Below are 23931 nucleotides of genomic sequence, written 5' to 3'. Positions count from 1 at the left end.
TTACGAATTGTGGAAATGCCGTCCTCAGTCTAGGTGCGTCAGACGCCCTTGCTGACCGAACTCATGTTGAAGTCCGGGATGCGGACAGCGGGCATCGCGGCCCGGGTGAACCAGTCGCCCCATTCGCGCGGCAGCGTCTTCTCGGTGCGTCCCGCCTCCGTGGCGCGGGAGAGCAGGTCCACCGGGGACTCGTTGAACCGGAAGTTGTTCACCTCGCCCGTGACCTGCCCGTTCTCCACCAGGTAGACCCCGTCCCGGGTCAGGCCCGTCAGCAGCAGCGTCGCCGGGTCGACCTCGCGGATGTACCAGAGGCAGGTCAGCAGCAGGCCCCGCTCGGTGCCCGCCACCATCTCCTCCAGCGACTTGTCCCCGCCCCCTTCCAGGATCAGGTTCCCGAAGGCCGGGGCCAGCGGCAGCCCGGTCAGGCCGGCGCTGTGCCGGGTCGTGGTCAGCCGGGCCAGCTCGCCGCCGCTGATCCACTCGGTGGCCGGGACCGGCAGGCCGTTGTCGAAGACCGAGGCGTCGTCACCGGAGCTGTGCGCGATCACGAACGGCGCGGACTCCAGGCCCGGCGCGTTCGGGTCGCTGCGCAGGGTCAGCGGCAGCCCCGAGAGCCGCTCGCCGATCCGGGTGCCGCCGCCCGGCTTGGAGAAGACCGTCCGGCCCTCGACCGCGTCCCGGGCCGCCGCCGACCACATCTGGTAGATCAGCAGGTCCGCCACGGCCGTCGGCGGCAGCAGGGTCTCGTACCGCCCCGCCGGCAGCTCGACCTTCCGCTCGGCCCAGCCGAGGCGGACGGCGAGCTCCGCGTCCAGGACGGTGGGGTCCACGTCCTTGAAGTCCCGGGTGGCCCGGCCGGCCCAGGCCGAGCGCAGCCGGTCCGGGGACTTGGCGTTGAGCTCCAGGGTGCCGTTCGGCTGGTCGTGGCGCAGCCGCAGGCCCGTGGAGGTGCCCACGTACGTGGAGACCAGCTCGTGGTTCGCGAACCCGTACAGCTCCCGGCCGCCCGCCCGGGCCCGGGCGAAGGCCTCGCCGAGGGCCGGGGCGAAGTCCGCGAACACGGCCGAGGAGGTCTCGTCCGGGGCGTCGGTGAAGTCGGGCGAGGCCGGGGTGCCGGTCACCAGCGGCTGGGCGTCCTCGGCGGGGCCGGCCGCCCGCGCGGCCGCCTCCGCGGCCCGCACCAGCGGTTCCAGGTCGGCGGCGGTGACGGCGGAGCGGGAGACGACCCCCGAGGCCGTCCCCTGACCGCCGTCGACGGTGGCGATGACGGTGAGGTTGCGGCCGCGGGTGACGCCGTTGGTGGTCAGCGCGTTCCCGGCCCAGCGCAGGTTCGCGCTGGACTCCTCGTCGGCGATGACGACGCAGCCGTCGGCGGTGGACAGCTCCAGGGCCCGCTCGACGATCTCGTGGGGCTTCGTACGGCTCATCGGCCGGCCTCCTGGGTGGTGTTCAGGATGTTCACGTCGCGGAACAGGGCCGACGGGCAGCCGTGGGAGACCGCCGCGACCTGGCCCGGCTGGGCCTTCCCGCAGTTGAAGGCGCCGCCCAGGACGTAGGTCTGCGGACCGCCGACCTTCTCCATGGAGCCCCAGAAGTCGGTGGTCGTGGCCTGGTAGGCGACGTCGCGCAGCTGCCCGGCCAGCCGGCCGTTCTCGATCCTGTATGCCCTCTGCTGCGTAAATTGGAAGTTGTAGCGCTGCATGTCGATCGACCAGGAACGGTCGCCGACCACGTAGATCCCGCGCTCCACCCCGCCGATCAGGTCCTCGGTGGACAGCCCGCCCGGATCCGGCCGCAGCGAGACGTTCGCCATCCGCTGGACCGGCACGTGCCCGGGGGAGTCGGCGTAGGCGCAGCCGTTGGAGCGGCCGAGGCCGGTCAGCTTCGCGATCCGCCGGTCGGTCTGGTAGCCGGCCAGGACCCCGTCCTTGACCAGGTCCCAGCTCTGGGCCTCGACGCCCTCGTCGTCGTAGCCGATGGTGGCCAGGCCGTGCTCGGCGGTGCGGTCGCCCGTCACGTTCATGATCGAGGAGCCGTACTTCAGCGAGCCCAGCTGGTCGAAGGTGGCGAACGAGGTGCCCGCGTACGCCGCCTCGTAGCCCAGCGCCCGGTCGAGCTCGGTGGCGTGGCCGATGGACTCGTGGATGGTGAGCCACAGGTTGGACGGGTCCACGACCAGGTCGTAACGGCCCGCCTCCACGCTCGGGGCGCGCATCTTCTCGGCCAGCAGGCCCGGGATCCGCTCCAGCTCGCCGTCCCAGTCCCAGCCGGTGCCGGTCAGGTACTCCCAGCCGCGGCCGGCGGGCGGGGCGATGGTGCGCATGGAGTCGAACTCGCCGGTGGTGGCGTCGACGGCGACGGCCGTCAGCTGCGGGTGCACGCGCACCCGCTGCTGGGTGGTCGAGGTGCCCGCGGTGTCGGCGTAGAACTTGTTCTCGTGGACGGCGAGCAGCGACGCGTCCACGTGCGCGACGCCCTCGGCGGCCAGCAGCCGGGCGCTCCAGTCGGCGAGCAGGGCCGACTTCTCGGCGTCCGGCACGCTGAAGGGGTCCACGTCGTAGGCGGAGATCCAGGTCTTGTCGGCGTGCACCGCCTCGTCGGCGAGCTCCACCCGCTCGTCGGAGCCCGCCGCCTTGATGACCTGCGCCGACAGCTTCGCCATGGCCACGGCCTGCGAGGCCACCTTGGCCGCGGCGTCCATGGTCAGGTCCACGCCGGACGCGAAGCCCCAGCTGCCGCCGTGCACCACCCGGACCGCGTAGCCGAGGTCGGTGGTGTCGGAGCCCCCGGAGGGCTTGGCGTCCCGCAGCCGCCAGGAGGCGCTGCGGATCCGCTCCAGACGGAAGTCGGCATGGTCGGCGCCCAGCGCGCGCGCCCGCGCGAGCGCCGCGTCGGCGAGTGCCCGCAGGGGCAGCGCGGTGAAGGCCGCGTCGATGGAATGGGCCACGGGGGTCCTCCCGGGGTCGGGGACGGTCTGCTCGATCATGTCGCGATCGGCCCCCAGGTGACCACAGGTTTCTGTAGGTATTCGACAGCCCGCGTCGCAAGGCCCTGTCGAAGCCCGATTCTCCGGATCTCGGGCGGGACCGATAGGTTTTTGCTACTCAGACAGCTAAGCGAAAGGGTGATCCGTTGAGCCGCTCGGTTCTCGTCACCGGAGGAAACCGGGGCATCGGCCTCGCCATCGCCCGTGCCTTCGCCCAGGCCGGCGACAAGGTCGCGATCACGTACCGCTCGGGGGAGCCTCCGCAGGAGCTCGCCGAGCTCGGCGTGCTGGCCGTGCGCTGCGACATCACCGACTCCGAGCAGGTGGAGCAGGCCTACAAGGAGATCGAGGCCAAGCACGGCAACGTCGAGGTGCTGGTGGCGAACGCCGGCATCACCAAGGACACGCTGCTGATGCGGATGTCCGAGGAGGACTTCGCCTCCGTCGTCGACACCAACCTCACGGGCACCTTCCGTGTCGTCAAGCGGGCCAACCGTGGCATGCTGCGGGCCAAGAAGGGCCGAGTGGTCCTGATCTCCTCGGTCGTCGGCCTGCTGGGCGGCGCCGGCCAGGCCAACTACGCCGCCTCGAAGGCGGCGCTGGTGGGCTTCGCGCGCTCGCTCGCCCGTGAGCTCGGCTCCCGCAACATCACCTTCAACGTCGTCGCCCCCGGTTTCGTGGACACCGACATGACGAAGGTGCTCAGCGACGAGCAGCGCGCGGGCATCCTGGCGCAGGTGCCGCTCGCGCGCTACGCGCAGCCCGAGGAGATCGCGGCCGCCGTGAGCTTCCTGGCGTCCGACGACGCCGCGTACATCACCGGAGCCGTCATTCCCGTTGACGGCGGATTGGGCATGGGTCACTGATCACCATGAGCGGAATTCTTGAGGGCAAGCGGATCCTCGTCACCGGTGTGCTGATGGAGTCCTCCATCGCCTTCCACGCCGCCAAGCTGGCCCAGGAGCAGGGCGCCGAGGTCATCCTCACCGCCTGGCCGCGCCCGTCGCTGACCGAGCGCATCGCCAAGAAGCTGCCCAAGCCGGTCAAGGTGATCGAGCTCGACGTCACCAACGACGAGCACCTGGCCCGTCTGGAGGGCCTCGTCCGCGAGGAGCTCGGCGGCCTCGACGGAGTCGTCCACTCCATCGGCTTCGCGCCGCAGGACGCGCTCGGCGGCAACTTCCTGAACACGCCGTTCGAGTCGGTCGCCACGGCCATGCACGTCTCGGCGTTCTCGCTGAAGTCGCTGGCCATGGCCTGCAAGCCGCTCTTCCCGGCGGAGGGCGCGGCCATCGTCGGCCTCACCTTCGACGCGCAGTTCGCCTGGCCGCAGTACGACTGGATGGGCCCGGCCAAGGCCGCGCTGGAGGCCACCAGCCGCTACCTCGCCCGCGACCTGGGCAAGGAGAACATCCGCTGCAACCTGGTCTCCGCCGGCCCGCTCGGCTCGATGGCCGCCAAGTCCATCCCGGGCTTCTCCGACCTGGCGGACACCTGGAACCACCGCTCCATGCTGGAGTGGGACATGAGCGACCCGGAGCCGACCGGCCGCGGCGTGGTGGCCCTGCTGTCGGACTGGTTCCCCAAGACCACGGGTGAGATCGTCCACGTGGACGGCGGCCTGCACGCGATGGGCGCCTGACCTTCCCGGCCCGGACCCCGCGTCCGTACGGCGGTGGGCGCGCTTCCCCACGGGGAGGCGCGGCCACCGCCGTTCCGGCCCGCCGCGGTACGGCTTCCGCGGGTGTCCTCGATCGGACGTTCGCCCTCCGACCGGATCTTCCCGAGTCGAAAACCGGGACACATGCCTGCAAACTGACCTGGCCGGGATCTTCCCGGCGGGTGCGGGGAGGAGGTACGGGTGTGCGCGCGAGGCCGAGCCGAGCGGTATCGCTGCTGGTCACCGCGGTGACCCTGACCGGACTCCTGGTCCCGGCAGCCCTCGCGCAGCCGGACGCACCGGAGCCCGCCGCCGGCCCCGAGGCGGCGGACCGGGCCGTGGTGGACCTCGCCGAGGTTCCCGCCGAACCACCCGTACGGCCCGAGCAGCCCGCCGGCCGCGAGCTCTACGGCTCCGACTGCGACACCGAGATCGACGGCTCACAGGTGGTCGCGTACTGCCACAACGGCTTCCCCGAGACCGACCTGCTGCGGCTCCACGTGGAGTGCGAGCGCTGGTGGGACCTCGACGGGGACGGCGCCCTCGTCCCCCTGGACCCGGCCGGCCGCACCCGGCTGACCGGCCGCTGCTGGAAGGAGGTCCGCACCGCCTGGGTCAGCCACCAGCGCCCGTGAGGCCCGCTAGCGGGTGCCCCTGCCCAGGCAGACGAACGGGTAGCCCGCCGCCTCCGAGGCGGCCGTGTCCCCGTCCCCGCGCCGGATCGCCCCGATGAGGCGGGCGTGGTCCAGGTGGTCCGCCGGGTGCAGCTCGGTGCCGACGTCCGCGCGCAGCCACCCCGCCACCAGATCGCCCAGGTCCGCGTACAGCTCGATCAGCACCTCGTTGTGCGAGGCCGTCACCACCGCCATGTGCAGGGCGACGTCCGCGCTGACGAACCGCTCCGCGTCCCCGCTCGCCCAGGCCTCCTCGCGCCGCGCCAGCAGGGCGTCCAGCTGCACCAGGTCCCGCTCGGTGCGCCGCTCCGCCGCCAGCCGGGCCGCCGAGGACTCCAGCGTCGAGCGCAGCTCCGCGATGTGCCGGGGGTCGGCCCCGGCGAAGCGCCGGTGCATCACCCCGGCCAGCTCGCTCGTGGCGAGCACATACGTGCCCGACCCCTGGCGGATGTCCAGGAGCCCGTTGTGCGCCAGGGCCCGGACGGCCTCCCGGACGGTGTTGCGGGCGACACCCAGCAGCTCCACCAGCTCGGGCTCGGTGGGGATCCGGCTCCCGACCGGCCACTCGCCGGAGGTGATCTGGTTCCTGAGCTGGGCGATCACCTGGTCGACGAGCGCGGAACGCCGGGGCGAGGTCAACGGCATGCGGACAAGGCCTTTCGAGGACTGCCGGACAGGAGGCGGAACGGGCTCAAGTGTGGCAGCAGCGAACTGGACAACCAATCATCCCATGATTCTATGATGGCGGGATGCGCGACGAAGACCTCCAGACCCTGAGCCGCCCGGCGACCCCGAGCGCCTCCCCGGGCCGCCCCGCCACCACCCCGGCCACCGACGACCCCACATGGCTCGGCCCCGTCCTCGTCGCAGGCATCGTGCTGGCCGCCCTCAACCTGCGGCCCGCCATCACCAGCCTGGGCGCCCTCTTCGAGGAGGCCCGCACCGGCCTCCACATGAGCGGCGCCGTCGCCGGACTCGTCACCTCCGTCCCCGCGTTCTGCTTCGCCGTCTTCGGCGTCACCGCGCCCCGCCTCTCCCGCCGCTTCGGCCCCGCCGCCGTCGTCTGCGCCGGCATGGCCGCCGTCGCCGCGGGCCTGCTGATCCGGCCCTTCGCCGACAGCGCCGCCGCCTTCCTCGCCGCCAGTGCCCTGTCCCTGGCCGGCATAGCCCTGACCAACGTGCTGCTCCCGGTCATCGTCAAGCGCTGGTTCCCCGACCGCGTCGGCACCATGACCGGCCTCTACTCCATGGCCCTGGCCGCCGGCACCTCCCTCGCCGCCGCCGCGACCGTCCCGCTGACCTCCGCCCTCGGCGGCGACTGGCGCACCGGCCTGCTGATCTGGGCCGCCCTCGCCGTGGCCGCCGTACTGCCCTGGCTGCCCGTCGCCGCCGCCGGCCGCCGGGAGAAGGCCGCCGCGCCCGCCGCCGTACGGGAGGACGCCGGCCCCCCGGTCGTGCGCAGCCGCACCGCCTGGGCCCTCGCCAGCTACTTCGGCCTCCAGGCCACCGGCGCCTACGTCACCATGGGCTGGCTCCCGCAGATCTTCCGCGACGCCGGGGTCTCCGCCTCCACCGCGGGCGTCCTCCTCGCCGTCACCATGGTCATGGGCGTCCCGCTGGCCTTCGTCATCCCCGGCCTCGCCGGACGGATGCGCCACCAGGGCCCCATCGCCGCCGTCCTCGGCGCCTTCGGCCTCGCCGGCTACCTCGGCCTCTACCTCGCCCCGGCCGGCGGAGCCTGGGCCTGGGCCCTCCTGCTCGGCGTTTCCAACTGCGCCTTCCCGCTCGTCATCACGATGATCGGACTGCGCGCCAAGTCCCCGGCCGGAGTCGCCAAGCTCTCCGCCTTCGCCCAGAGCACCGGCTACCTGATCTCCATCCCCGGCCCGCTGGTCATCGGCACCCTCTACCAGCACAGCGGCGGCTGGCACCTGCCGCTCGCCCTCATGGCCGGCCTGCTCGTCCCGCAGATCGCCCTCGGCGTCCTCGCGGGCCGGGACCGCACGATCGAGGACGAATGCGGCGTGCGAGACTGAGCGGCATGTCGCCCGTACTCGAACCGAACCCCCAGAACGGCCACCGCAAGCTCGGCCTCGTGCTGGGAGCGATGCTCCTCGTGACCGTGATCGTGGCCGTCATCGCCACCATCGCCTCCCCCTGACACACCGCCCGCCGGCCCGGCCCGGCCCCGATGGTGGGGTTACCCCCACCATCCCCTAGGGGGCCAGGATCAGGGTCGGCTGGGGTGTGCCCCGGATGGGAGACGCCGCACCGGATCCCTAGATTCGAAGCAGCGAGACAGTCCCCAGCCGAAGAACCCGGAGGCGGCCATGCCGGCCACCACGCACACCCCGTCCCGCCCCGCCCGGTCCGTCCGCCGCCGCCCCGGCGCGTACGCCCACACCAGCGCCCGGCTGCACTGGTGGACCCTGGCCCTGCCCGCCCTCGCCTTCGGCCTCCTCCTGCTGCTCCTCGCCGGCTCCGGCCAGGCCCAGGCCGCCACCCGCCAGCCCTCCGGACTCGTCCACGTCACCCACGAGCTGCTCCGCGCCGTCGGCTGACCCGCGCGGCCCGCGCCACCGGACGACCGCGCGCCGCAGCGCGCCCTTCCGCGCGGGGACGGGCCCCCTCAACACCCTGAGCCCCGTGGCCCGTTTCATGCGAAGCTGGGCCCATGAGCGCCGACACACCCCGCAGGATCGCCCTCCTCCGGCACGCCAAGGCCGACTGGCCCCAGGTGTCCGACCACGACCGCCCGCTGGCGGAACGCGGCCGCAGGGACGCACCGGCCGCCGGCCGGAAGCTGGCCGAGACCGGCATCACCTTCGACCTGGCCCTCTGCTCCACCGCCGTCCGCACCCGGGAGACCTGGAAGCTCGCCGTCCAGGAACTCCCGTACCGGCCCCGGACCACCTACGAGGAGCGGGTGTACGACGCCTCCCCGGGCGAGCTCATCGCCCTGCTCAACGAGACCCCCGACGAGGTCGCCGACCTCCTCCTCATCGGCCACAACCCCGGCGTGCACGCCCTGGCCGACATCCTCTCCGGGCGCGCGGAGGGCGACACCCGGGCCCGCATGGACCGCACCGGCTTCCCGACCGCCGCCCTGGCCGTCGTCTCCTTCACCGGCTCCTGGAAGTCCGTCGAGCCCGGCGTCGGCACCCTGCTGGACTACTGGACCCCCAAGGAGCACTGACCGCCCGGACCGCACCCGGGCCCGGGGCAGGGCGGGCCGGGCATGACGGACGCCCGGCCGGACGGATCCGGCCGGGCGCGGGGAGGGGCGGGGGGCTGCTCGGACCTCAGGCCAGGTCGGCCGCTTCCACTTCCTCGCGGGTGATGCCCAGCAGGTAGAGCACGGCGTCCAGGAACGGCACGTTCACGGCGGTGTGGGCGGCCTCGCGGACCACCGGCTTCGCGTTGAAGGCCACGCCCAGACCCGCCGCGTTCAGCATGTCCAGGTCGTTCGCGCCGTCGCCGATCGCCACCGTCTGGGCGAGCGGCACACCGGCCTCCTCGGCGAAGCGGCGCAGCAGCCGGGCCTTGCCCGCCCGGTCCACGATCTCACCGGTGACCCTGCCGGTCAGCTTCCCGTCGACGATCTCCAGGGTGTTGGCCTGGGCGAAGTCCAGCCCGAGTTGCTCCCGCAGGTCGTCGGTGACCTGGGTGAACCCGCCCGAGACCACGCCCACCTGGTAGCCGAGCGTCTTCAGCGTCCGCACCAGGGTCCGCGCGCCGGGGGTCAGCCGCACCTCGGCGCGGACCTTCTCCACCACCGACGCGTCCAGCCCCGCCAGCAGCGCGACCCGCGCGTGCAGCGACTGCTCGAAGTCCAGCTCCCCGCGCATGGCCCGCTCGGTCACCTCGGCGACCTCGGCCTCGCAGCCGGCGTGCGCGGCGAACAGCTCGATGACCTCGTCCTGGATCAGGGTCGAGTCCACGTCCATCACCACCAGCCGCTGCGCCCGGCGGTGCAGCCCCGCCGAGACCACGGCCACGTCCACGCCGATCTGGGCGGCGGTGGTGGCCAGGGCGGTGCGCAGCGGCGCGGTCTCGGCGCCGGAGACGGCGAACTCGACCGCCGTCACCGGGTACTTCGCGAGCCGGAAGATACGGTCGATGTTGCCGCCGGTCGCGGTGATCCGGGCGGCGATGGTGGCCGTGGACTCCGCGGTGAGGGGGTGCCCGAGCACGGTGACGTGGGACCGGCCGGTACCGCGCGGACGGTTGTCGCCGGTACCGGAGATGATCTCGGCCGACAGCTTCAGCGACTCGGCCCAGCTGTGGACGGTGGCCCGCAGCTCGCCCTCGGCGTCGCCGGCGGGCTTGGTGACGAGGACGCACAGGACGATGCGGCCGCGGGTGACGACCTGCTCGATGTCGACGACGTCGACGGAGTAGGCGGCGAGGGTGTCCATTAGCCCGGCGGTGATCCCGGGACGGTCCTTGCCGAAGATCTTGACGAGGAGGGTGGGGACGTCGGAGGTCTGCGAAGCGCTCATGGTCCCCTCACCGTATCTTCCCGCCCCCCGTCCCAGGCCCCCCGTCCCACCCTTTGAACGCCCGCGCCCCTCCCTTTTCCCACGCCGCCCGCGCGGCCCCGACCGCGGCCCGGCCCCCCGGGCCCACCCCGGCTCCGCGCCGCCCGTACCGCGGCCGAGCCGGCGCGGCGCGCTTCCGACGCCGGCCACCGGGCCGGGCGGGGTGAGAAGTCCCGTATCGCACTCTCCGGGTGACTTTCGACCCCGTCAACCGGCTGCCCCGGGCACCCATTCAAGGCCCGGATTCCACATGTGGCCGCAGGCCTGAAATAGTTCCCCCGGATGTTCGCCATCCCTAGACTCCCTGACGTCGTTCTCCCTGGACGCCAGGGGGATTCTCGGGGGACCTTAAGTGGGGCTGGAGTGCCGGAACTCGTACTGGAATTGAACGGAAGGACCTGGACGCTCGATCCGTCCAGGTCGTACTCGCTGGGGCGCGATCCCCAGGGAGACTTGGTGATCGATGACGCCCGCGTGTCCTGGCGGCACGCCACCATCAGCTGGAACGGCCGGGTTTGGGCCATCGAGGACCACGGCAGCACCAACGGCACCTACGTGCACGGCGCGCGGGTCCAGCACACGGAGCTCGTGCCCGGTACGCCGGTCCACCTGGGCAACGCGACGGACGGCCCCCGGCTGAATCCGAGCGCCGGCATGGCGGCCCAGCAGCAGCCGGCCTACCAGGCCCCGGCCGCGCAGGGCCAGGCGCCCGCGTTCCAGCCGCCGGTCCAGCAGCAGCCGCAGCAGCCCGCCTGGGAGCAGCAGCACCAGCAGCACCAGCAGCACCAGGCCCAGCACCAGCCGCACCAGCAGCAGCCGCACCAGCAGCCGTTCGTGCCGCAGCAGCAGCACCAGGCCCCGCAGCAGTCCGCGGCCCCCGGCTACAGCGGCGGCGACCACCGCAGCCCGACGACGTTCCACCAGATCGCCGTCGGCCGCGTCATGCGCATCGGCCGTGCGCTGGAGAACGAGCTCGTCGTCTCCGACCTCCAGGTCTCGCGCCACCACGCGGAGTTCCGCTCCACCAACGGCCGCTTCGAGATCCACGACCTCGGCAGCCACAACGGCACCTACGTCAACGGCCAGCCCCTGCAGAAGTCCGGCAGCGCGCTGCTCGGCCCCACCGACATCGTCGGCGTCGGCCACTCGACCTTCCGGATCGTCGGCGACCGCCTCGAAGAGTTCGTCGACACCGGTGACGTCTCCTTCTCGGCCCGCCACCTCACGGTCACCGTGGACGGCGGCAAGCAGATCCTCAAGGACGTCACCTTCGGCGTCCCCGAGAAGTCGCTGATCGGCGTCATCGGCCCCTCCGGCTCCGGCAAGTCGACCCTGCTGAAGGCGCTGACCGGCTACCGGCCCGCCGACCAGGGTGACGTCCTCTACGACAACCGCAACCTGTACAAGCAGTTCGCGGAGCTCCGCCAGCGCATCGGCCTGGTCCCGCAGGACGACATCCTGCACAAGGAGCTGAAGGTCTCCACCGCGCTGAAGTACGCGGCCAAGCTTCGCTTCCCCGGCGACACCGCCGAGGCCGAGCGCGCCGCCCGCATCGACGAGGTGCTGCGCGAGCTCAAGCTCGACATCCACAAGGACAAGAAGATCACCTCGCTCTCGGGCGGTCAGCGCAAGCGCGTGTCCGTGGCCCTGGAGCTGCTGACCAAGCCGTCGCTGATCTTCCTGGACGAGCCCACGTCCGGCCTCGACCCGGGCATGGACCGCGACGTCATGCAGCTGCTGCGCGGGCTCGCCGACGACGGCCGCACGGTCCTCGTCGTCACCCACTCCGTCGCCGAGCTGGGCCTCTGCGACAAGCTGCTGGTCATGGCCCCGGGCGGGTCCGTCGCGTACTTCGGCCCGCCGGACGAGGCGCTGAACTTCTTCGGCTACAGCACCTGGGCCGACGTGTTCTCCGCCTTCGAGAACTACCGCGACTACGACTGGGCCGGGCGCTGGAAGGGCTCGCAGCACTACCAGCTGTACGCCGCCGACCTCGACGCGGTCGCCCCGCAGCAGGTCGCGATGCCGCCGCAGCAGATGATCCCGCAGAAGCCGCAGGCCTGGGGTTCGCAGCTGTGGACGCTGATCCGCCGCTACGTTTCGGTGATCGCCTCCGACAAGGGCTTCCTCGCCCTCATGGTGCTGCTGCCGGCGGTCCTGGGCATCGTGTCCACCGTGATCCCCGCGAAGTTCGGCCTGGCCCCGCCGACCCCGCCGTCGCGCTTCAACGGCGACGCGGGCACCATCACCCTGATCCTCGCGGTCGGCATGTGCTTCTCGGGCGCGGCCAACTCGGTCCGCGAGCTGATCAAGGAACGCGTGATCTACGAACGGGAACGCGCCACCGGCCTGTCCCGGTCGGCGTACCTCATGTCGAAGGTGATCGTCCTCGGTGTGATCACGATCTTCCAGGGCGCGATCATCTGCGTCATCGCCTTCACCCCGCGCAAGCTGCCCGCCGAGGGCCTGTTCATGAACCCGGCCGTCGAGCTCTGCGTCTCGGTCACCGCGCTCGGCATCACCGCGATGATGTTCGGCCTGGTGATCTCCTCGCTGGTGAAGACCGCCGAGAAGACCATGCCGCTGCTCGTCATGTTCGCGATCATCCAGGTGGTCTTCACCGGCATCCTGTTCCAGCTGTACGACAAGATCGGCCTGGAGCAGTTCGCCTACCTGATGCCCTCCCGCTGGGCCGTCGGCGCCGCCGGCACCACCCTGAACCTGGGCAAGCTCATGGCGCCCTGGGACCCGCAGAACCCCACCAACACCGACCCGCTGTGGGACCACACCACGGGCCAGTGGTTCGTGGACATCACGGTCCTGCTGCTGCTCGGCGTGATCTGCGGCTTCGCGGTGGCGCGCCTGCTGCGCCGCCACGAGCCCGAGGTCATGCGCAAGTGACGGCGGGCGCCACCGGCGCCCCGAAACGCCTCAGGGCGGCACCCGGAGTCTTCCGGGGGCCGCCCTGAGGCGCATGGGGGGGCTGTGCGGGCGCGCAGCGGCCTAGTAGGCGCTGTTCACGTTGTCCATGGAGCCGTAGCGGTCGGCGGCGTAGTTGCACGCGGCGACGATGTTCGCGACCGGGTCGTACAGGTCGAACTTGGTGCCCTTGACGTGGTACGTGTTGAAGGTCGGCTGGATGACCTGGAGCAGACCCTTCGAGGGGATGCCGTTCTGGGCGTTGATGTCCCACAGGTTGATCGCGCGGGGGTTGCCGCTCGACTCGCGCATGATGTTGCGGTGGATGCCGGCGTAGCTGCCGGGGATGCCCTCGCGCTTCATGATGAAGAGGGCTTCCTTGATCCAGCCGTCGAGGTTGTTCGCGAAGACCGGGGTGCGGGCCGCGGAGCGGCTGGCCGCCTCCTTCGCCTCGCGGTCCTTCTTCGCCTGCGCCGCGGCCTGGGCCTTCGCCGCGTCCTTGGCCTTCTGGTCCGCCACCGCGTGCTGGGCCCCGAGGTGCTGCTGGATCGACTGGGTCCACGCCACGGGGGCGACGGCCACGGTCTGGGCCTCCTGCTCGCCGGTACCGGCGGCGGCCGGGACGACCGAGAAGGCGAGGGCAGCGGCACCGAGCGTGGCGACACCGGCGATCGACAGCTTGTACGCCTTCGTCAGACGACTGTGACCGGGAGTGCTGGAAGCAGACATGCGGGGCAACCTCTTCGAATAGCGGGGGCCGCAGGAAGGCGCCGTGCGGATCCGGGATCCGTCGGCGCCTTGCGACGGCTGCCATTCTTAGCGGCGGCAAAATCCTGTGGCAAAGGTGTGACATACGATCCCGCTTAGTGGATCAGGGGCCCGCGCCGCCCCGGGACTTTGGTCCCTGACACCGGCGGGAGCAGCACTCATCCCGCCTTTACGCGTCCACTACGCCGCTTCGTAAGTGATATGCGTCCTATGCCCGGGCTCACATCGGACCCGTAACAGTCTCACCAAGAGTTGCGGTAGCAATGCAATGTGTGACTGCTCTCCGCCTCCAGGAGGACCCCACGGCGTCCCCGCCTCCTCCGCAGGGCGGACACCCGGCCCCCGGACCCCTCTCCGGGCCGTACGCCGCCGGGCCCGAAGACCTACGACCGGCGCCCGATCCCGCAGGTCAGGGCCGCCGGTACGGTGACCCCATGCACAACGGACCCTGCACCGGGCTGGCGGCCGTCAGCACCGCCCTGCTCGCCATGAGCCGCCCCCTGGAGGTCCGGGACGTCCTGCGCACGATCGTCGTCTCGGCACGCGAGCTCCTCGACGCCGAGTACGCGGCCCTGGGCGTCCCCGACGACCACGGCGGCTTCGCGCAGTTCGTCGTCGACGGCATCACCGAGGAGCAGTGGCGCCGCATCGGCCCCCTGCCCCGCCAGCACGGCATCCTCGCCGCGATGCTCCACCAGGACGGCCCCCAGCGGCTCGCCGACGTCCGCGAGGACCCCCGCTTCGAGGGCTGGCCCGCCGCCCACCCCGACATGTCCGACTTCCTCGGCCTGCCCGTCCGCGACGGGGAGGAAACCCTCGGCGCCCTCTTCCTCGCCAACAAGAGGACGCCCCCCGGCGCGGAGCCCGGCCACCCCCGCGGCTTCACCGACGAGGACGAGGAACTCCTCTCCCTCCTCGCCCAGCACGCCGCCATCGCCCTCACCAACGCCCGCCTCTACGAGCGCAGCCGCGAGCTGACCATCGCCGAGGAGCGCTCCCGCCTCGCCCACGAGCTGCACGACGCGGTCAGCCAGAAGCTGTTCTCCCTGCGCCTGACCGCCCAGGCCGCCGCCGCCCTCGTCGACCGCGACCCCGCCCGCGCCAAGGGCGAGCTCCAGCAGGTCGCCGCCCTCGCCGCCGAGGCCGCCGACGAGCTCCGCGCCGCCGTCACCGAACTGCGCCCGGCCGCCCTCGACGAGGACGGCCTCGTCGCGACCCTGCGCAACCACGTCCGCGTCCTGGACCGCGCCCACAGCGCCCGCGTCACCTTCACCTGCGACGGCGTACGGGCCCTGCCCGCGGCCCAGGAGGAAGCGCTGCTGCGCGTCGCCCAGGAGGCCCTCCACAACGCCCTGCGCCACTCCGGCGCGGACCTCGTCGAGGTCACTCTCGCCCGCGGCGCCGGCGGCGGGGCCGTCCTGCGCGTGCGGGACGGGGGCCGGGGCTTCTCCCCTCCCACCGTCCGCACGGCCGGACGCCACCTGGGACTGGTCTCCATGAGGGACCGCGCCGCCGGAGCCGGCGGGCGGCTCGAGGTCCGCTCCGAGCCCGGAGCGGGCACCACGATCGAGATGGAGGTCCCCGGTGGCTGACACCCCCGGCCGCGCCCCCGGCCGCATTCGCGTCCTGCTCGTCGACGACCACCAGGTGGTCCGCCGCGGCCTGCGCACCTTCCTGGAGGTACAGGAGGACATCGAGGTCGTCGGCGAGGCCGCCGACGGAGCCGAGGGCACCGCCCGCGCCGAGGAGCTGCGGCCCGACGTCATCCTGATGGACGTCACCATGCCCGGCACCGACGGCATCGAGGCCCTGTGCCGGCTGCGCGACCTCGGCAACCCCGCGCGGGTCCTCGTCGTCACCAGCTTCACGGAACAGCGGACCGTCGTCCCCGCCCTGCGGGCCGGCGCCGCCGGATACCTCTACAAGGACATCGACCCCGACGCCCTCGCCGGCGCCATCCGCTCCGTCCACGCCGGACACGTCCTCCTCCAGCCGGAGGTCGCCGAAGCGCTGCTCGCCGCCCAGGACGACCAGGGCGCCCCGGCGGGCCGCCCCGGCTCCCTGACCGACCGCGAACGCGAGGTCCTCGGACTGATCGCCGACGGCCGCTCCAACCGGGAGATCGCCCGGGCCCTCGTCCTGTCCGAGAAGACGGTCAAGACGCACGTCTCGAACATCCTGATGAAGCTCGACCTCTCCGACCGCACGCAGGCCGCGCTGTGGGCGGTCAGGCACGGGGCCACGCGGTAATGGGCTGAGCTGAGATTCATACGGTCGGGTGTATGTCGCCCACATGGCGTATCCCGCCGGCCGGGGGAGCGTTCTCCATGGCGTGCCGCGGCGGCTGGTCGCGGCAGACGTACTGGAGGACGAGAAGTGAAGAACTACAAGAAGGCCGCAGCCGTCACCATGATCGCGGGCGGGCTCGTCGCCCTCGGCGCCGGTGTCTCCTCGGCGCACGGCGGTGCGTCCGCGGAGGGCGAGGCCGTGGGCTCGCCCGGCGTGGTCTCCGGGAACCTGGTCCAGGTCCCCGTGAACGTCCCCGTGAACGTGGTCGGCAACACCGCCAACGTCATCGGCCTGCTCAACGGTGCCTTCGGCAACACGGGCGTCAACAGCTGACCCCACCCCCCGACCTGCGGCCCCGTCTCCCCCCTCTCCCCGGGAAGCGGGGCCGCGGCGCGTACGCCCCCCTACCTTCCGCCGTCCTCCACCGCCGCGTTGTACGCCGCCACCAGCGCCCGCCGGGCCACCCGCTCCACCGGCCGCAGCGCCTCCGCCCGCGCCGCCATCTCCGAGGCCGCCACCGCGCCCCCGTGCCCCCGCCCATAGGCCAGCGACACCATCAGGTCCACCCGCTGCGCCAGCGCCAGCACCCGCACCGCCCGCGCCGGATACCCCGGAGCCAGCACCTCCCGGCCCGCCTCCGCCCGCGCCCGGTACGCCGACAGCGCCGCCTCCGCCACCGGCCCCGACGCGGCCACGTCCAGCCGCGTCAGCACCACCGTCGCCTCGCGCAGCGCCTCCGCCAGCTCCCGCTCCGCCTCGCCCAGCGAGGGCACGTCCGCCGGCGGGGCCTCCCGCACCGGCAGGCACCGCCACACCACCGAGACGTGCACGTCACCCGCCGGACCCGCCTCCGCGACCTCCGGCACCAGCCCCAGCGCGGCCCCCGCGCACACCACCGCCTCCTCGGCCTCCAGCGCCGCCGCGTTGAACTCCGGCGGCCCGCTCAGCCCCAGCGGATGCCCCGGCACCGGCAGCGCCACCCGCAGCCCGGTCACCCCGAGCGCCCGCAGCCGGCCCAGCGCCAGCGTCAGCCCCACCGGACCCGACTCGCCCGGCAGGCCCGCCACCCGGTGCGAGGCGTCCTCGCCCACGATCGACGACGCGGCCTCGTCGGGCGAGACATGACCGGCCAGCAGCGCGTTCCCCCAGGCGGCCAGCCGCCCTGAACGTGGTTCGAAAAGCATCCCCCCACTCTACGGATCCGGCCCCGTGCCGGGCCTGGCGCCCGGACCCCTCCCCGAGTGGCGTAGGTTTTCCCCTGGGGTTTTCCCCTGGGGCTGCGCCTGCCGGCGCACAGAGAACCGTGACTGCAAGGGGTGACAACACGCTCATGAGCGATGTTCTGGAGCTGGTGGACGTATCCGTGGTCCGCGAGGGCCGGGCTCTGGTGGACCAGGTCTCCTGGTCGGTGAAGGAGGGGGAGCGCTGGGTCATCCTCGGCCCCAACGGCGCCGGCAAGACCACGCTGCTGAACCTCGCCTCCAGCTACCTCTTCCCCACCAAGGGCTCCGCCACCATCCTCGGCAGCACCCTGGGCAAGCCCGGCAGTGACGTCTTCGAGCTGCGCCCGCGCATCGGCGTCGCCGGCATCGCCCTCGCCGACAAGCTCCCCAAGCGGCAGACCGTCCTGCAGACCGTGCTCACCGCCGCCTACGGCATGACCGCGACCTGGCAGGAGGAGTACGAGGAGGTCGACGAGCAGCGCGCCCGCGCCTTCCTGGACCGCCTGGGCATGTCCGACTACCTCGACCGCAAGTTCGGGACCCTCTCCGAGGGCGAGCGCAAGCGCACCCTGATCGCCCGCGCCCTGATGACCGACCCCGAGCTCCTCCTCCTCGACGAGCCCGCCGCCGGCCTCGACCTCGGCGGCCGCGAGGACCTGGTCCGCCGCCTCGGCCGGCTGGCCCGCGACCCCATGGCCCCCTCCATGGTCATGGTCACCCACCACGTCGAGGAGATCGCCCCCGGCTTCACGCACGTCCTGATGATCCGGCAGGGCAAGGTCGTCACCGCCGGCCCCATCGACCTGGAGCTGACCTCCCGCAACCTCTCCCTCTGCTTCGGGCTCCCGCTGATCGTCGACCGCAACGACCACGACCGCTGGACCGCCCAGGGCCTGCCCCTGCGCTAGGTCGTCTCTTTCGGATCTTGCCGGTCAAGCCCGCGTCGTCCGGTGCCGTGCATCGGCGCCTTGGCGGGGCGCCGCCGTACTGGACGTACTTGGTGCCCCGCCAAGGCGGCGAGGTGCGGTGCCGGGCGGCGCGGGCCAGGCAAGATCCGGAAGAGACGGCCTAACCCGCCCCGCGAGGCGGCCTTCGCGCCCTGTCCGGCCGCGTCCACCCGACCTACCATGACCATGTGGACATCGACGCATGGGTGTGGTGGCTCATCGGCGCGGTCGGACTGGGCATCCCCCTGGTCCTCACCGCGATGCCGGAGTTCGGCATGTTCGCGGTCGGCGCCGTCGCCGCCTCCGTCACGGCGGCCCTCGGCGCCGGAGCGGTGGCCCAGGTCCTGGTCTTCGTCATCGTGTCGGTCGCGCTGATCGCCGTCGTCCGGCCGATCGCCAACCGGCACCGCGACCAGCGGCCCCAACACCGCACCGGAATCGAGGCGTTGAAGGGCAGGACCGCCGTCGTCCTCGAACGGGTCGACGGCAGCGGCGGCCGCATCAAGCTCGCCGGCGAGATCTGGTCCGCCCGCACCCTCGACACGCACAGCAGTTTCGAACCCGGCCAGTCCGTCGACGTCGTGGACATCGACGGAGCGACCGCGGTCGTCATGTGAGCAAGCAGCCCACCCGCGGCCCCGGGGTCTGCGAGACTCCGATCAACGGGGCAGCACAGACAGCCGGAAGGGCACGGGGAACCGCATGCAACCGATCATCATCGTCCTGATCATCCTGGTGGTACTGGTCTTCATCGCCCTGGTCAAGACGATCCAGGTGATCCCGCAGGCCAGCGCCGCCATCGTCGAGCGGTTCGGCCGCTACACCCGCACCCTCAACGCGGGCCTCAACATCGTCGTCCCGTTCATCGACTCCATCCGCAACCGGATCGACCTCCGCGAGCAGGTCGTCCCGTTCCCGCCGCAGCCGGTCATCACCCAGGACAACCTGGTCGTCAACATCGACACCGTCATCTACTACCAGGTGACCGACGCCCGCGCCGCCACCTACGAGGTCGCCAGCTACATCCAGGCCATCGAGCAGCTCACCGTCACCACCCTGCGCAACATCATCGGCGGCATGGACCTGGAGCGCACCCTCACCTCGCGCGAGGAGATCAACGCCGCGCTGCGCGGAGTCCTCGACGAGGCCACCGGCAAGTGGGGCATCCGCGTCAACCGCGTCGAGCTGAAGGCCATCGAGCCGCCGACCTCCATCCAGGACTCGATGGAGAAGCAGATGCGCGCCGACCGCGACAAGCGCGCCGCGATCCTCCAGGCCGAGGGCGTGCGCCAGTCGGAGATCCTGCGCGCCGAGGGCGAGAAGCAGTCCTCCATCCTCCGCGCCGAGGGCGAGGCCAAGGCCGCCGCGCTCAAGGCCGAGGGCGAGGCCCAGGCCATCCGCACGGTCTTCGAGTCCATCCACGCCGGCGACGCCGACCAGAAGCTCCTCGCCTACCAGTACCTCCAGATGCTCCCGAAGATCGCCGAAGGCGACGCCAACAAGCTCTGGATCGTGCCCAGCGAGATCGGTGACGCGCTCAAGGGCCTCTCGGGCGCCATGGGCAACTTCGGCCCCCTCGGCGGCGGTTCGACGGGCTTCAACCCCCAGAACCCCGGCAAGGCGGCCCCCGAGACCGGCAGCGGGACCGAGCGCCGCGAGCAGCCCCCCATCGACTGACACCGCCCTCCCTGCTGCATGATCGGTGAGGCCCCTCGACCTACACGGCGGGGAGGCGACTCACTCACGCAAAGGGGATGGCTCCGTCCATGTCCATGTCCATCTGGGAATCACTCGCGGTCCTCGCCGCCGGAATCGGCGCCGGCACCATCAACACCATCGTCGGTTCCGGCACCCTCATCACCTTCCCGGTGCTGCTCGCCACCGGCCTGCCCCCGGTGACCGCCAACGTCTCCAACACCCTCGGCCTCGTCCCCGGCTCCCTCAGCGGGGCCTTCGGCTACCGCAAGGAACTCCGCGGACAGCGCGCACGCGTCCTGCGGCTCGGCGCCGTCTCCCTCGTCGGCGGGCTCGCGGGCGCCATCCTGCTCCTGACCCTGCCGTCGGACTCCTTCGACACGATCGTGCCCGTCCTCATCGGCCTGGCCCTCGTCCTCGTCGTCCTCCAGCCCAGGCTCGCCGCGGCCCTGCGCCGCCGCCAGGAAGCGGCCGGAGGGGAGCCCGGACACCCCGACGGCGGCCCGGCCCTGCTCACCGGCATGCTGCTCTCCAGCGCGTACGGGGGCTACTTCGGCGCCGCCCAGGGCGTCCTCTACCTGGGCCTGATGGGGCTGCTGCTCCACGAGGACCTGCAACGGATCAACGCCGTAAAGAACGTCGTCGCCGCGCTCGTCAACGGCATCGCGGCCGTCTTCTTCCTCTTCGTCGCCGAGTTCGACTGGACGGCCGTCCTCCTCATCGCCGTCGGCTCCACCCTCGGCGGCCAGATCGGCGCCAAGGTCGGCCGCCGGCTCCCGCCGACCGTCCTGCGCGGCGTCATCGTCACGGTCGGGATCCTGGCCATCGTCCAACTCCTGCTCCGCTGAACGACGTAGCGGAAATACGTCGCCCCGCCCGCGGCACACAGCGGCGGACGGGGCGTCAGGGGCACACGGGACGGGCGCGAAGGGCGGCGGGACGGGCGGGAATCAGGCGGAACGCGCCAGCCACGCGGGCAGCTCCTCCTGCCCGCCCACCCCCAGCGCGAGCAGCATCGCGTCCGCCGGAGACGGCACGAACGGCTTGCGGAGCAGCGGCATCCCCGCCTCCTCCGGAGTCCGCGCCGCCTTGCGGTGGTTGTCCTCGGCACAGGACGCCACCGTGTTCAGCCAGGTGTCCCCGCCCCCCTGGGCCCTCGGCAGCACGTGGTCCACGGTCGTCGCGCGCTTCCCGCAGTACGCGCACCGGTGCTGGTCCCTGACCAGCACCCCCCGCCGCGACCAGGGAGCATGTCTTCGGAACGGCACCCGGACGTACCTGCACAGCCGGATCACCCGGGGCATCGGGAGGTCCACGGCGGCCGCACGCACCCGCAGTTCGGGATGGGACTGTTCCACCACGGCCTTGTCCTGGAGGACCAGAACGACGGCCCGGTTCAGCGACACCGTCGACAGCGGCTCGAAGCTCGCGTTCAGTACCAGCGTGTCCCGCATCTCGCCCACCTCCCGTGTGCAGGCCCGCGACCACCCTGGCGGCAAGCCCGCAACCACTCTGGCCGCGCGCGCCACGCGGGACAACGCAATAAAAATGCCCGGCCCCGGCCTCTTTTAGACCAGGACCGGGCGAACGCCCGGGGAACGGTCAGCCCGCCGGCGCCTCGTACTCACCGATCAGCTGCGCACGGCCCAGCGCGTGGAAGCGCAGATGGAAACCGACCGCCGCGCACGACGCGTCCGCGTCCGGACCGAGCTTCTCCCGGTCCACCGCGTACACCGTGAAGACGTAGCGGTGCCGCTCCCCGGCCGGCGGAGCCGCCCCGCCGAAGTCCTTCGTCCCGTAGTCGTTGCGCACGTGCACCGCACCGGCCGGCAGACCCTCGAACTTCCCGCTGCCCGCACCCGCCGGCAGCTCGGTGACGGAGGCCGGGATGTCGAAGAGCACCCAGTGCCAGAACCCGCTGCCCGTCGGAGCGTCCGGGTCGAAGCAGGTCACCGCGAAGCTCTTCGTCCCCTCCGGGAACCCCTCCCAGCGCAGCTGCGGGGAGACGTTCCCGCCCGACAGCACCTGCCCGTCACCCAGGTCGGCACCCGGAGCGAGGTCGGCACTGGTCACCGTGAAAGCGGGCACCTCGGGGTGGAAGGCATGGGGGAGAGGAGCCCTGTTCCGCTCGGTCACTGCTGTACTCCTTGATCGAAGAAGTCCTACGGGCCCGAGACTAGTGACTAGAACCAGTTGCGCTGCGAACCGACGGAGGCGATCCACTGGTTCAGGTACGCCGCCCAGTCCGTCCCCTCGTAGGAGTGCAGACCCACCTGGAAGCAGCGGTAGGTGTCGCTGCCCTCGCTGAACAGCCCCGCCTTCTTGTCCATCTCCAGCACGACGTCCATCTCGTGGCCGTCCGAGACGAAGGTCAGCTCCACCTGGTTCAGACCCCGGTACTGCGACGGCGGCAGGAACTCGATCTCCTGGTAGAACGGCAGGGTCTGCCGCGTCCCCCGGATGTGCCCGCGCTCCATGTCCGCACTGCGGAAGGAGAAGCCCAGCTGCCGGAACGCGTCCAGGATCGCCTGCTGCGCCGGCACCGGGTGCACGTTGATCGGGTCCAGGTCACCCGCGTCCACCGCGCGCGCGATCTCCAGCTCCGTGCTCACCCCGATGTTCATCCCGTGCAGCGGGTGCCCCTCGAAGTGGGTGATCGGCGTCTCCGCCGGGATCTCCAGCGCGAACGGCACCACGTGCAGGGCGTTCGGCTGCACCTTGAAGGCCCCGCCCAGGCGCTGCTTGGTGAAGACGACGTCCTGCTTGTACTCCTGGTCGCCGCCCTCCACCTCCACCCGCGCCTGGAGCCCCACCGAGAGCCCCTCGATCTGCTGCTCCACGGACCCGCCCTGGATGCGCACCTCGCCCTGGACGATCCCGCCCGGCACCACGTTCGGCTCGGTGATGATCGTGTCCACCGACGCGCCACCGGCACCCAGGCTCGCGAGCAGCTTCCTGAACCCCATGTCAATCTCCCCATATACGGATACGGATACGGATGCGGAACGAAGGGCCGGCGACCGGACCGGCCGGCCCGTCCGTACCCTCCCCTACCACTGCGGAACCTTAGGGCCCGGTTGCACGGGCCCGCGTTCCAGTACGCTCGGCCGGATGAGCGCGCGCCCCGACCGTACGCCCCTGGCCCGGTCCTTCTTCGACCGCCCGGTCCTCACCGTGGCCCCCGACCTCCTCGGCCGGATCCTCGTCCGCCGCACTCCGCAGGGGCCGATGGAACTGCGGATCACGGAGGTGGAGGCGTACGCGGGGGAGGCGGACCCGGGGTCCCACGCCTACCGCGGCCGCACCGCCCGCAACGCCTCGATGTTCGGGCCGCCCGGACACGCGTACGTCTACTTCATCTACGGCATGTGGTTCAGCCTCAACCTCGTCTGCGGCCCGCCGGGCCACGCGAGCGGTGTCCTGGTGCGCGCGGGGGAGGTGACGGTGGGCGCCGACCTGGCCGCCACCCGTCGCACCACGGCCAGACATCCGCGAGAACTGGCCAAGGGCCCGGCCCGCCTGGCCACGGCCCTGGACGTGGACCGCTCCCTCGACGGCGCCGACCTCTGCGCGGGGCCCGACTCCCCGCTCTCCCTGCTCGCCGGCACCCCCACCCCTCCCGAGCAGGTGGGCAACGGCCCGCGTACGGGAGTCGGCGGAGCGGGCGCGGCGCACCCGTACCGCTACTGGATCGCCGGGGACCCGACCGTCAGCCCGTACCGCGCCCACGCGCCGCGCCGGCGGGCAACTTGACTCGATCTTGGGAGACGCCTAACGTAGCCCGAGCCGCTGGAACGGGGCACTGCCATCGCAGACCCCGCGGGAGCGGACAATCCACTACCTACGACGTGCCCCTGGCGGGGTCGATTTCGGCGTGCCCGAATTCGAATCCGACGGCTCGATTATGAGTTGCAGGGAATAAGCGCTAACGTGGTGGAGCGCCGAAAGGCAAAGGCCCCCAACGGCCACCGAATTCAAATCCAAGTCCGGAAACGGCGCGGAAATGATCTGGTAGAGTTGGAAACGAAGGAAGCGCCCGGAGGGCCTGGAAACAGGAACGAAGGAAGCGTCCGTTCCTTGAGAACTCAACAGCGTGCCAAAAATCAACGCCAGAAGTTGATACCCCGTCCACTCCGGTGGATGAGGTTCCTTTGAAAAAGACCTGTCGGGCCTTCGGGCACTGGCAGGCAACCAAACACAGCGAGGACGTTGTGGTCAGTCGGTCTTAT

Annotated in this window: 25 protein-coding genes; 16 read left to right on the top strand and 9 right to left on the bottom strand. The window is 71.8% G+C overall.

What is annotated here, in order from left to right:
- Nucleotides 1–38: 38 nt before the first annotated feature.
- Entirely contained in the window at nucleotides 39–1427 is a 1389-nt protein-coding gene (locus ACZ5NJ_RS10525; protein WP_468764344.1) for a metallopeptidase TldD-related protein, read from the bottom strand.
- Nucleotides 1424–2986: a TldD/PmbA family protein gene (locus tag ACZ5NJ_RS10520; protein WP_468764343.1), complete on the bottom strand. Its 1563-nt coding sequence runs from the start codon at nucleotides 2984–2986 to the stop codon at nucleotides 1424–1426. The genes ACZ5NJ_RS10525 and ACZ5NJ_RS10520 overlap by 4 nt, the downstream gene beginning before the upstream one ends.
- Before the next feature lie 146 nt (nucleotides 2987–3132).
- Between ACZ5NJ_RS10520 and fabG the strand changes: the two genes are divergently transcribed.
- From fabG to ACZ5NJ_RS10505, 3 genes are all read left to right on the top strand, one after another.
- The gene (gene fabG, locus ACZ5NJ_RS10515; RefSeq protein ID WP_344154712.1) at nucleotides 3133–3852 is read left to right on the top strand and encodes a 3-oxoacyl-[acyl-carrier-protein] reductase; all 720 of its coding nucleotides are present in this window, start codon (nucleotides 3133–3135) and stop codon (nucleotides 3850–3852) included.
- A gap of 5 nt (nucleotides 3853–3857) precedes the next feature.
- Complete coding sequence (fabI, locus tag ACZ5NJ_RS10510) at nucleotides 3858–4628, top strand: enoyl-ACP reductase FabI (protein ID WP_468764342.1); 771 nt, start codon at nucleotides 3858–3860, stop codon at nucleotides 4626–4628.
- A gap of 221 nt (nucleotides 4629–4849) precedes the next feature.
- Nucleotides 4850–5281: a hypothetical protein gene (locus tag ACZ5NJ_RS10505; RefSeq protein WP_468764341.1), complete on the top strand. Its 432-nt coding sequence runs from the start codon at nucleotides 4850–4852 to the stop codon at nucleotides 5279–5281.
- Nucleotides 5282–5287: 6 nt separating this feature from the next.
- On the opposite strand, the gene ACZ5NJ_RS10500 is transcribed toward ACZ5NJ_RS10505, so the two are convergent.
- Complete coding sequence (locus ACZ5NJ_RS10500; RefSeq protein WP_468764340.1) at nucleotides 5288–5965, bottom strand: FadR/GntR family transcriptional regulator; 678 nt, start codon at nucleotides 5963–5965, stop codon at nucleotides 5288–5290.
- 104 nt (nucleotides 5966–6069) lie between these two features.
- Here ACZ5NJ_RS10500 and ACZ5NJ_RS10495 point away from each other — a divergent pair, with 104 nt between their 5' ends.
- The 4 genes from ACZ5NJ_RS10495 to ACZ5NJ_RS10480 all read left to right on the top strand — a co-directional run bounded on the left by ACZ5NJ_RS10495 (nucleotide 6070) and on the right by ACZ5NJ_RS10480 (nucleotide 8516).
- The gene (locus ACZ5NJ_RS10495; protein ID WP_468764339.1) at nucleotides 6070–7356 is read left to right on the top strand and encodes a CynX/NimT family MFS transporter; all 1287 of its coding nucleotides are present in this window, start codon (nucleotides 6070–6072) and stop codon (nucleotides 7354–7356) included.
- Nucleotides 7357–7361: 5 nt separating this feature from the next.
- The gene (locus ACZ5NJ_RS10490; protein ID WP_362063832.1) at nucleotides 7362–7481 is read left to right on the top strand and encodes an SGM_5486 family transporter-associated protein; all 120 of its coding nucleotides are present in this window, start codon (nucleotides 7362–7364) and stop codon (nucleotides 7479–7481) included.
- Nucleotides 7482–7650: 169 nt separating this feature from the next.
- On the top strand, nucleotides 7651–7881 hold the full coding sequence (locus tag ACZ5NJ_RS10485) for a hypothetical protein (RefSeq protein ID WP_468764337.1): 231 nt from the start codon (nucleotides 7651–7653) through the stop codon (nucleotides 7879–7881).
- 113 nt (nucleotides 7882–7994) lie between these two features.
- Entirely contained in the window at nucleotides 7995–8516 is a 522-nt protein-coding gene (locus tag ACZ5NJ_RS10480; protein WP_468764336.1) for a SixA phosphatase family protein, read from the top strand.
- A gap of 106 nt (nucleotides 8517–8622) precedes the next feature.
- On the opposite strand, the gene serB is transcribed toward ACZ5NJ_RS10480, so the two are convergent.
- Nucleotides 8623–9822 carry a phosphoserine phosphatase SerB gene (gene serB / locus ACZ5NJ_RS10475; protein ID WP_468764335.1) on the bottom strand — a complete coding sequence of 400 codons (1200 nt, stop codon included), beginning with the start codon at nucleotides 9820–9822 and terminating at the stop codon, nucleotides 8623–8625.
- 402 nt (nucleotides 9823–10224) lie between these two features.
- Here serB and ACZ5NJ_RS10470 point away from each other — a divergent pair, with 402 nt between their 5' ends.
- The gene (locus ACZ5NJ_RS10470) at nucleotides 10225–12762 is read left to right on the top strand and encodes an ABC transporter ATP-binding protein/permease (RefSeq protein ID WP_468764334.1); all 2538 of its coding nucleotides are present in this window, start codon (nucleotides 10225–10227) and stop codon (nucleotides 12760–12762) included.
- Between the two features lie 102 nt (nucleotides 12763–12864).
- Here the strand turns inward: ACZ5NJ_RS10470 and ACZ5NJ_RS10465 are convergent, their stop codons facing one another.
- Nucleotides 12865–13509 carry a transglycosylase SLT domain-containing protein gene (locus tag ACZ5NJ_RS10465; protein WP_468764333.1) on the bottom strand — a complete coding sequence of 215 codons (645 nt, stop codon included), beginning with the start codon at nucleotides 13507–13509 and terminating at the stop codon, nucleotides 12865–12867.
- Between the two features lie 473 nt (nucleotides 13510–13982).
- Here ACZ5NJ_RS10465 and ACZ5NJ_RS10460 point away from each other — a divergent pair, with 473 nt between their 5' ends.
- The 3 genes from ACZ5NJ_RS10460 (at nucleotide 13983) to ACZ5NJ_RS10450 (ending at nucleotide 16170) form a co-directional block, all read left to right on the top strand.
- Nucleotides 13983–15140 (top strand): GAF domain-containing sensor histidine kinase, encoded by a 1158-nt coding sequence (locus ACZ5NJ_RS10460; RefSeq protein WP_468764332.1) that lies wholly within the window; start codon nucleotides 13983–13985, stop codon nucleotides 15138–15140.
- Nucleotides 15133–15798: a response regulator gene (locus ACZ5NJ_RS10455; protein ID WP_468764331.1), complete on the top strand. Its 666-nt coding sequence runs from the start codon at nucleotides 15133–15135 to the stop codon at nucleotides 15796–15798. Before ACZ5NJ_RS10460 ends, ACZ5NJ_RS10455 begins: the two co-directional genes overlap by 8 nt.
- Before the next feature lie 126 nt (nucleotides 15799–15924).
- Entirely contained in the window at nucleotides 15925–16170 is a 246-nt protein-coding gene (locus tag ACZ5NJ_RS10450; protein ID WP_468764330.1) for a chaplin, read from the top strand.
- A gap of 71 nt (nucleotides 16171–16241) precedes the next feature.
- Here the strand turns inward: ACZ5NJ_RS10450 and ACZ5NJ_RS10445 are convergent, their stop codons facing one another.
- Nucleotides 16242–17021 carry a hypothetical protein gene (locus tag ACZ5NJ_RS10445; protein ID WP_468764329.1) on the bottom strand — a complete coding sequence of 260 codons (780 nt, stop codon included), beginning with the start codon at nucleotides 17019–17021 and terminating at the stop codon, nucleotides 16242–16244.
- A gap of 146 nt (nucleotides 17022–17167) precedes the next feature.
- Between ACZ5NJ_RS10445 and ACZ5NJ_RS10440 the strand changes: the two genes are divergently transcribed.
- From ACZ5NJ_RS10440 to ACZ5NJ_RS10425, 4 genes are all read left to right on the top strand, one after another.
- Nucleotides 17168–17968: an ABC transporter ATP-binding protein gene (locus ACZ5NJ_RS10440; RefSeq protein WP_468764328.1), complete on the top strand. Its 801-nt coding sequence runs from the start codon at nucleotides 17168–17170 to the stop codon at nucleotides 17966–17968.
- A 227-nt stretch (nucleotides 17969–18195) separates the two neighbouring features.
- Nucleotides 18196–18624: an NfeD family protein gene (locus ACZ5NJ_RS10435; protein ID WP_468764327.1), complete on the top strand. Its 429-nt coding sequence runs from the start codon at nucleotides 18196–18198 to the stop codon at nucleotides 18622–18624.
- 85 nt (nucleotides 18625–18709) lie between these two features.
- Nucleotides 18710–19684 (top strand): SPFH domain-containing protein, encoded by a 975-nt coding sequence (locus ACZ5NJ_RS10430; protein ID WP_468764326.1) that lies wholly within the window; start codon nucleotides 18710–18712, stop codon nucleotides 19682–19684.
- Between the two features lie 95 nt (nucleotides 19685–19779).
- On the top strand, nucleotides 19780–20550 hold the full coding sequence (locus tag ACZ5NJ_RS10425; RefSeq protein WP_468764589.1) for a sulfite exporter TauE/SafE family protein: 771 nt from the start codon (nucleotides 19780–19782) through the stop codon (nucleotides 20548–20550).
- 102 nt (nucleotides 20551–20652) lie between these two features.
- On the opposite strand, the gene ACZ5NJ_RS10420 is transcribed toward ACZ5NJ_RS10425, so the two are convergent.
- The 3 genes from ACZ5NJ_RS10420 to ACZ5NJ_RS10410 form a co-directional block, all read right to left on the bottom strand.
- Nucleotides 20653–21156: an HNH endonuclease gene (locus tag ACZ5NJ_RS10420; RefSeq protein WP_344154783.1), complete on the bottom strand. Its 504-nt coding sequence runs from the start codon at nucleotides 21154–21156 to the stop codon at nucleotides 20653–20655.
- A 148-nt stretch (nucleotides 21157–21304) separates the two neighbouring features.
- Nucleotides 21305–21838, bottom strand: coding sequence for a YbhB/YbcL family Raf kinase inhibitor-like protein (locus tag ACZ5NJ_RS10415; protein ID WP_395512542.1), 534 nt, complete (start codon nucleotides 21836–21838; stop codon nucleotides 21305–21307).
- 47 nt (nucleotides 21839–21885) lie between these two features.
- Entirely contained in the window at nucleotides 21886–22668 is a 783-nt protein-coding gene (locus ACZ5NJ_RS10410; RefSeq protein WP_468764325.1) for a sporulation protein, read from the bottom strand.
- 145 nt (nucleotides 22669–22813) lie between these two features.
- On the opposite strand from ACZ5NJ_RS10410, the gene ACZ5NJ_RS10405 reads away from it, so the two are divergent.
- Nucleotides 22814–23455 (top strand): DNA-3-methyladenine glycosylase, encoded by a 642-nt coding sequence (locus tag ACZ5NJ_RS10405; protein WP_468764324.1) that lies wholly within the window; start codon nucleotides 22814–22816, stop codon nucleotides 23453–23455.
- Nucleotides 23456–23931: the final 476 nt, after the last annotated feature.

This window comes from Streptomyces sp. NPDC032091 (assembly GCF_055580265.1).
The sequence above is the reverse complement of the archived record's forward strand: the minus strand, read 5'-3'. Positions and strand labels throughout refer to the sequence as shown.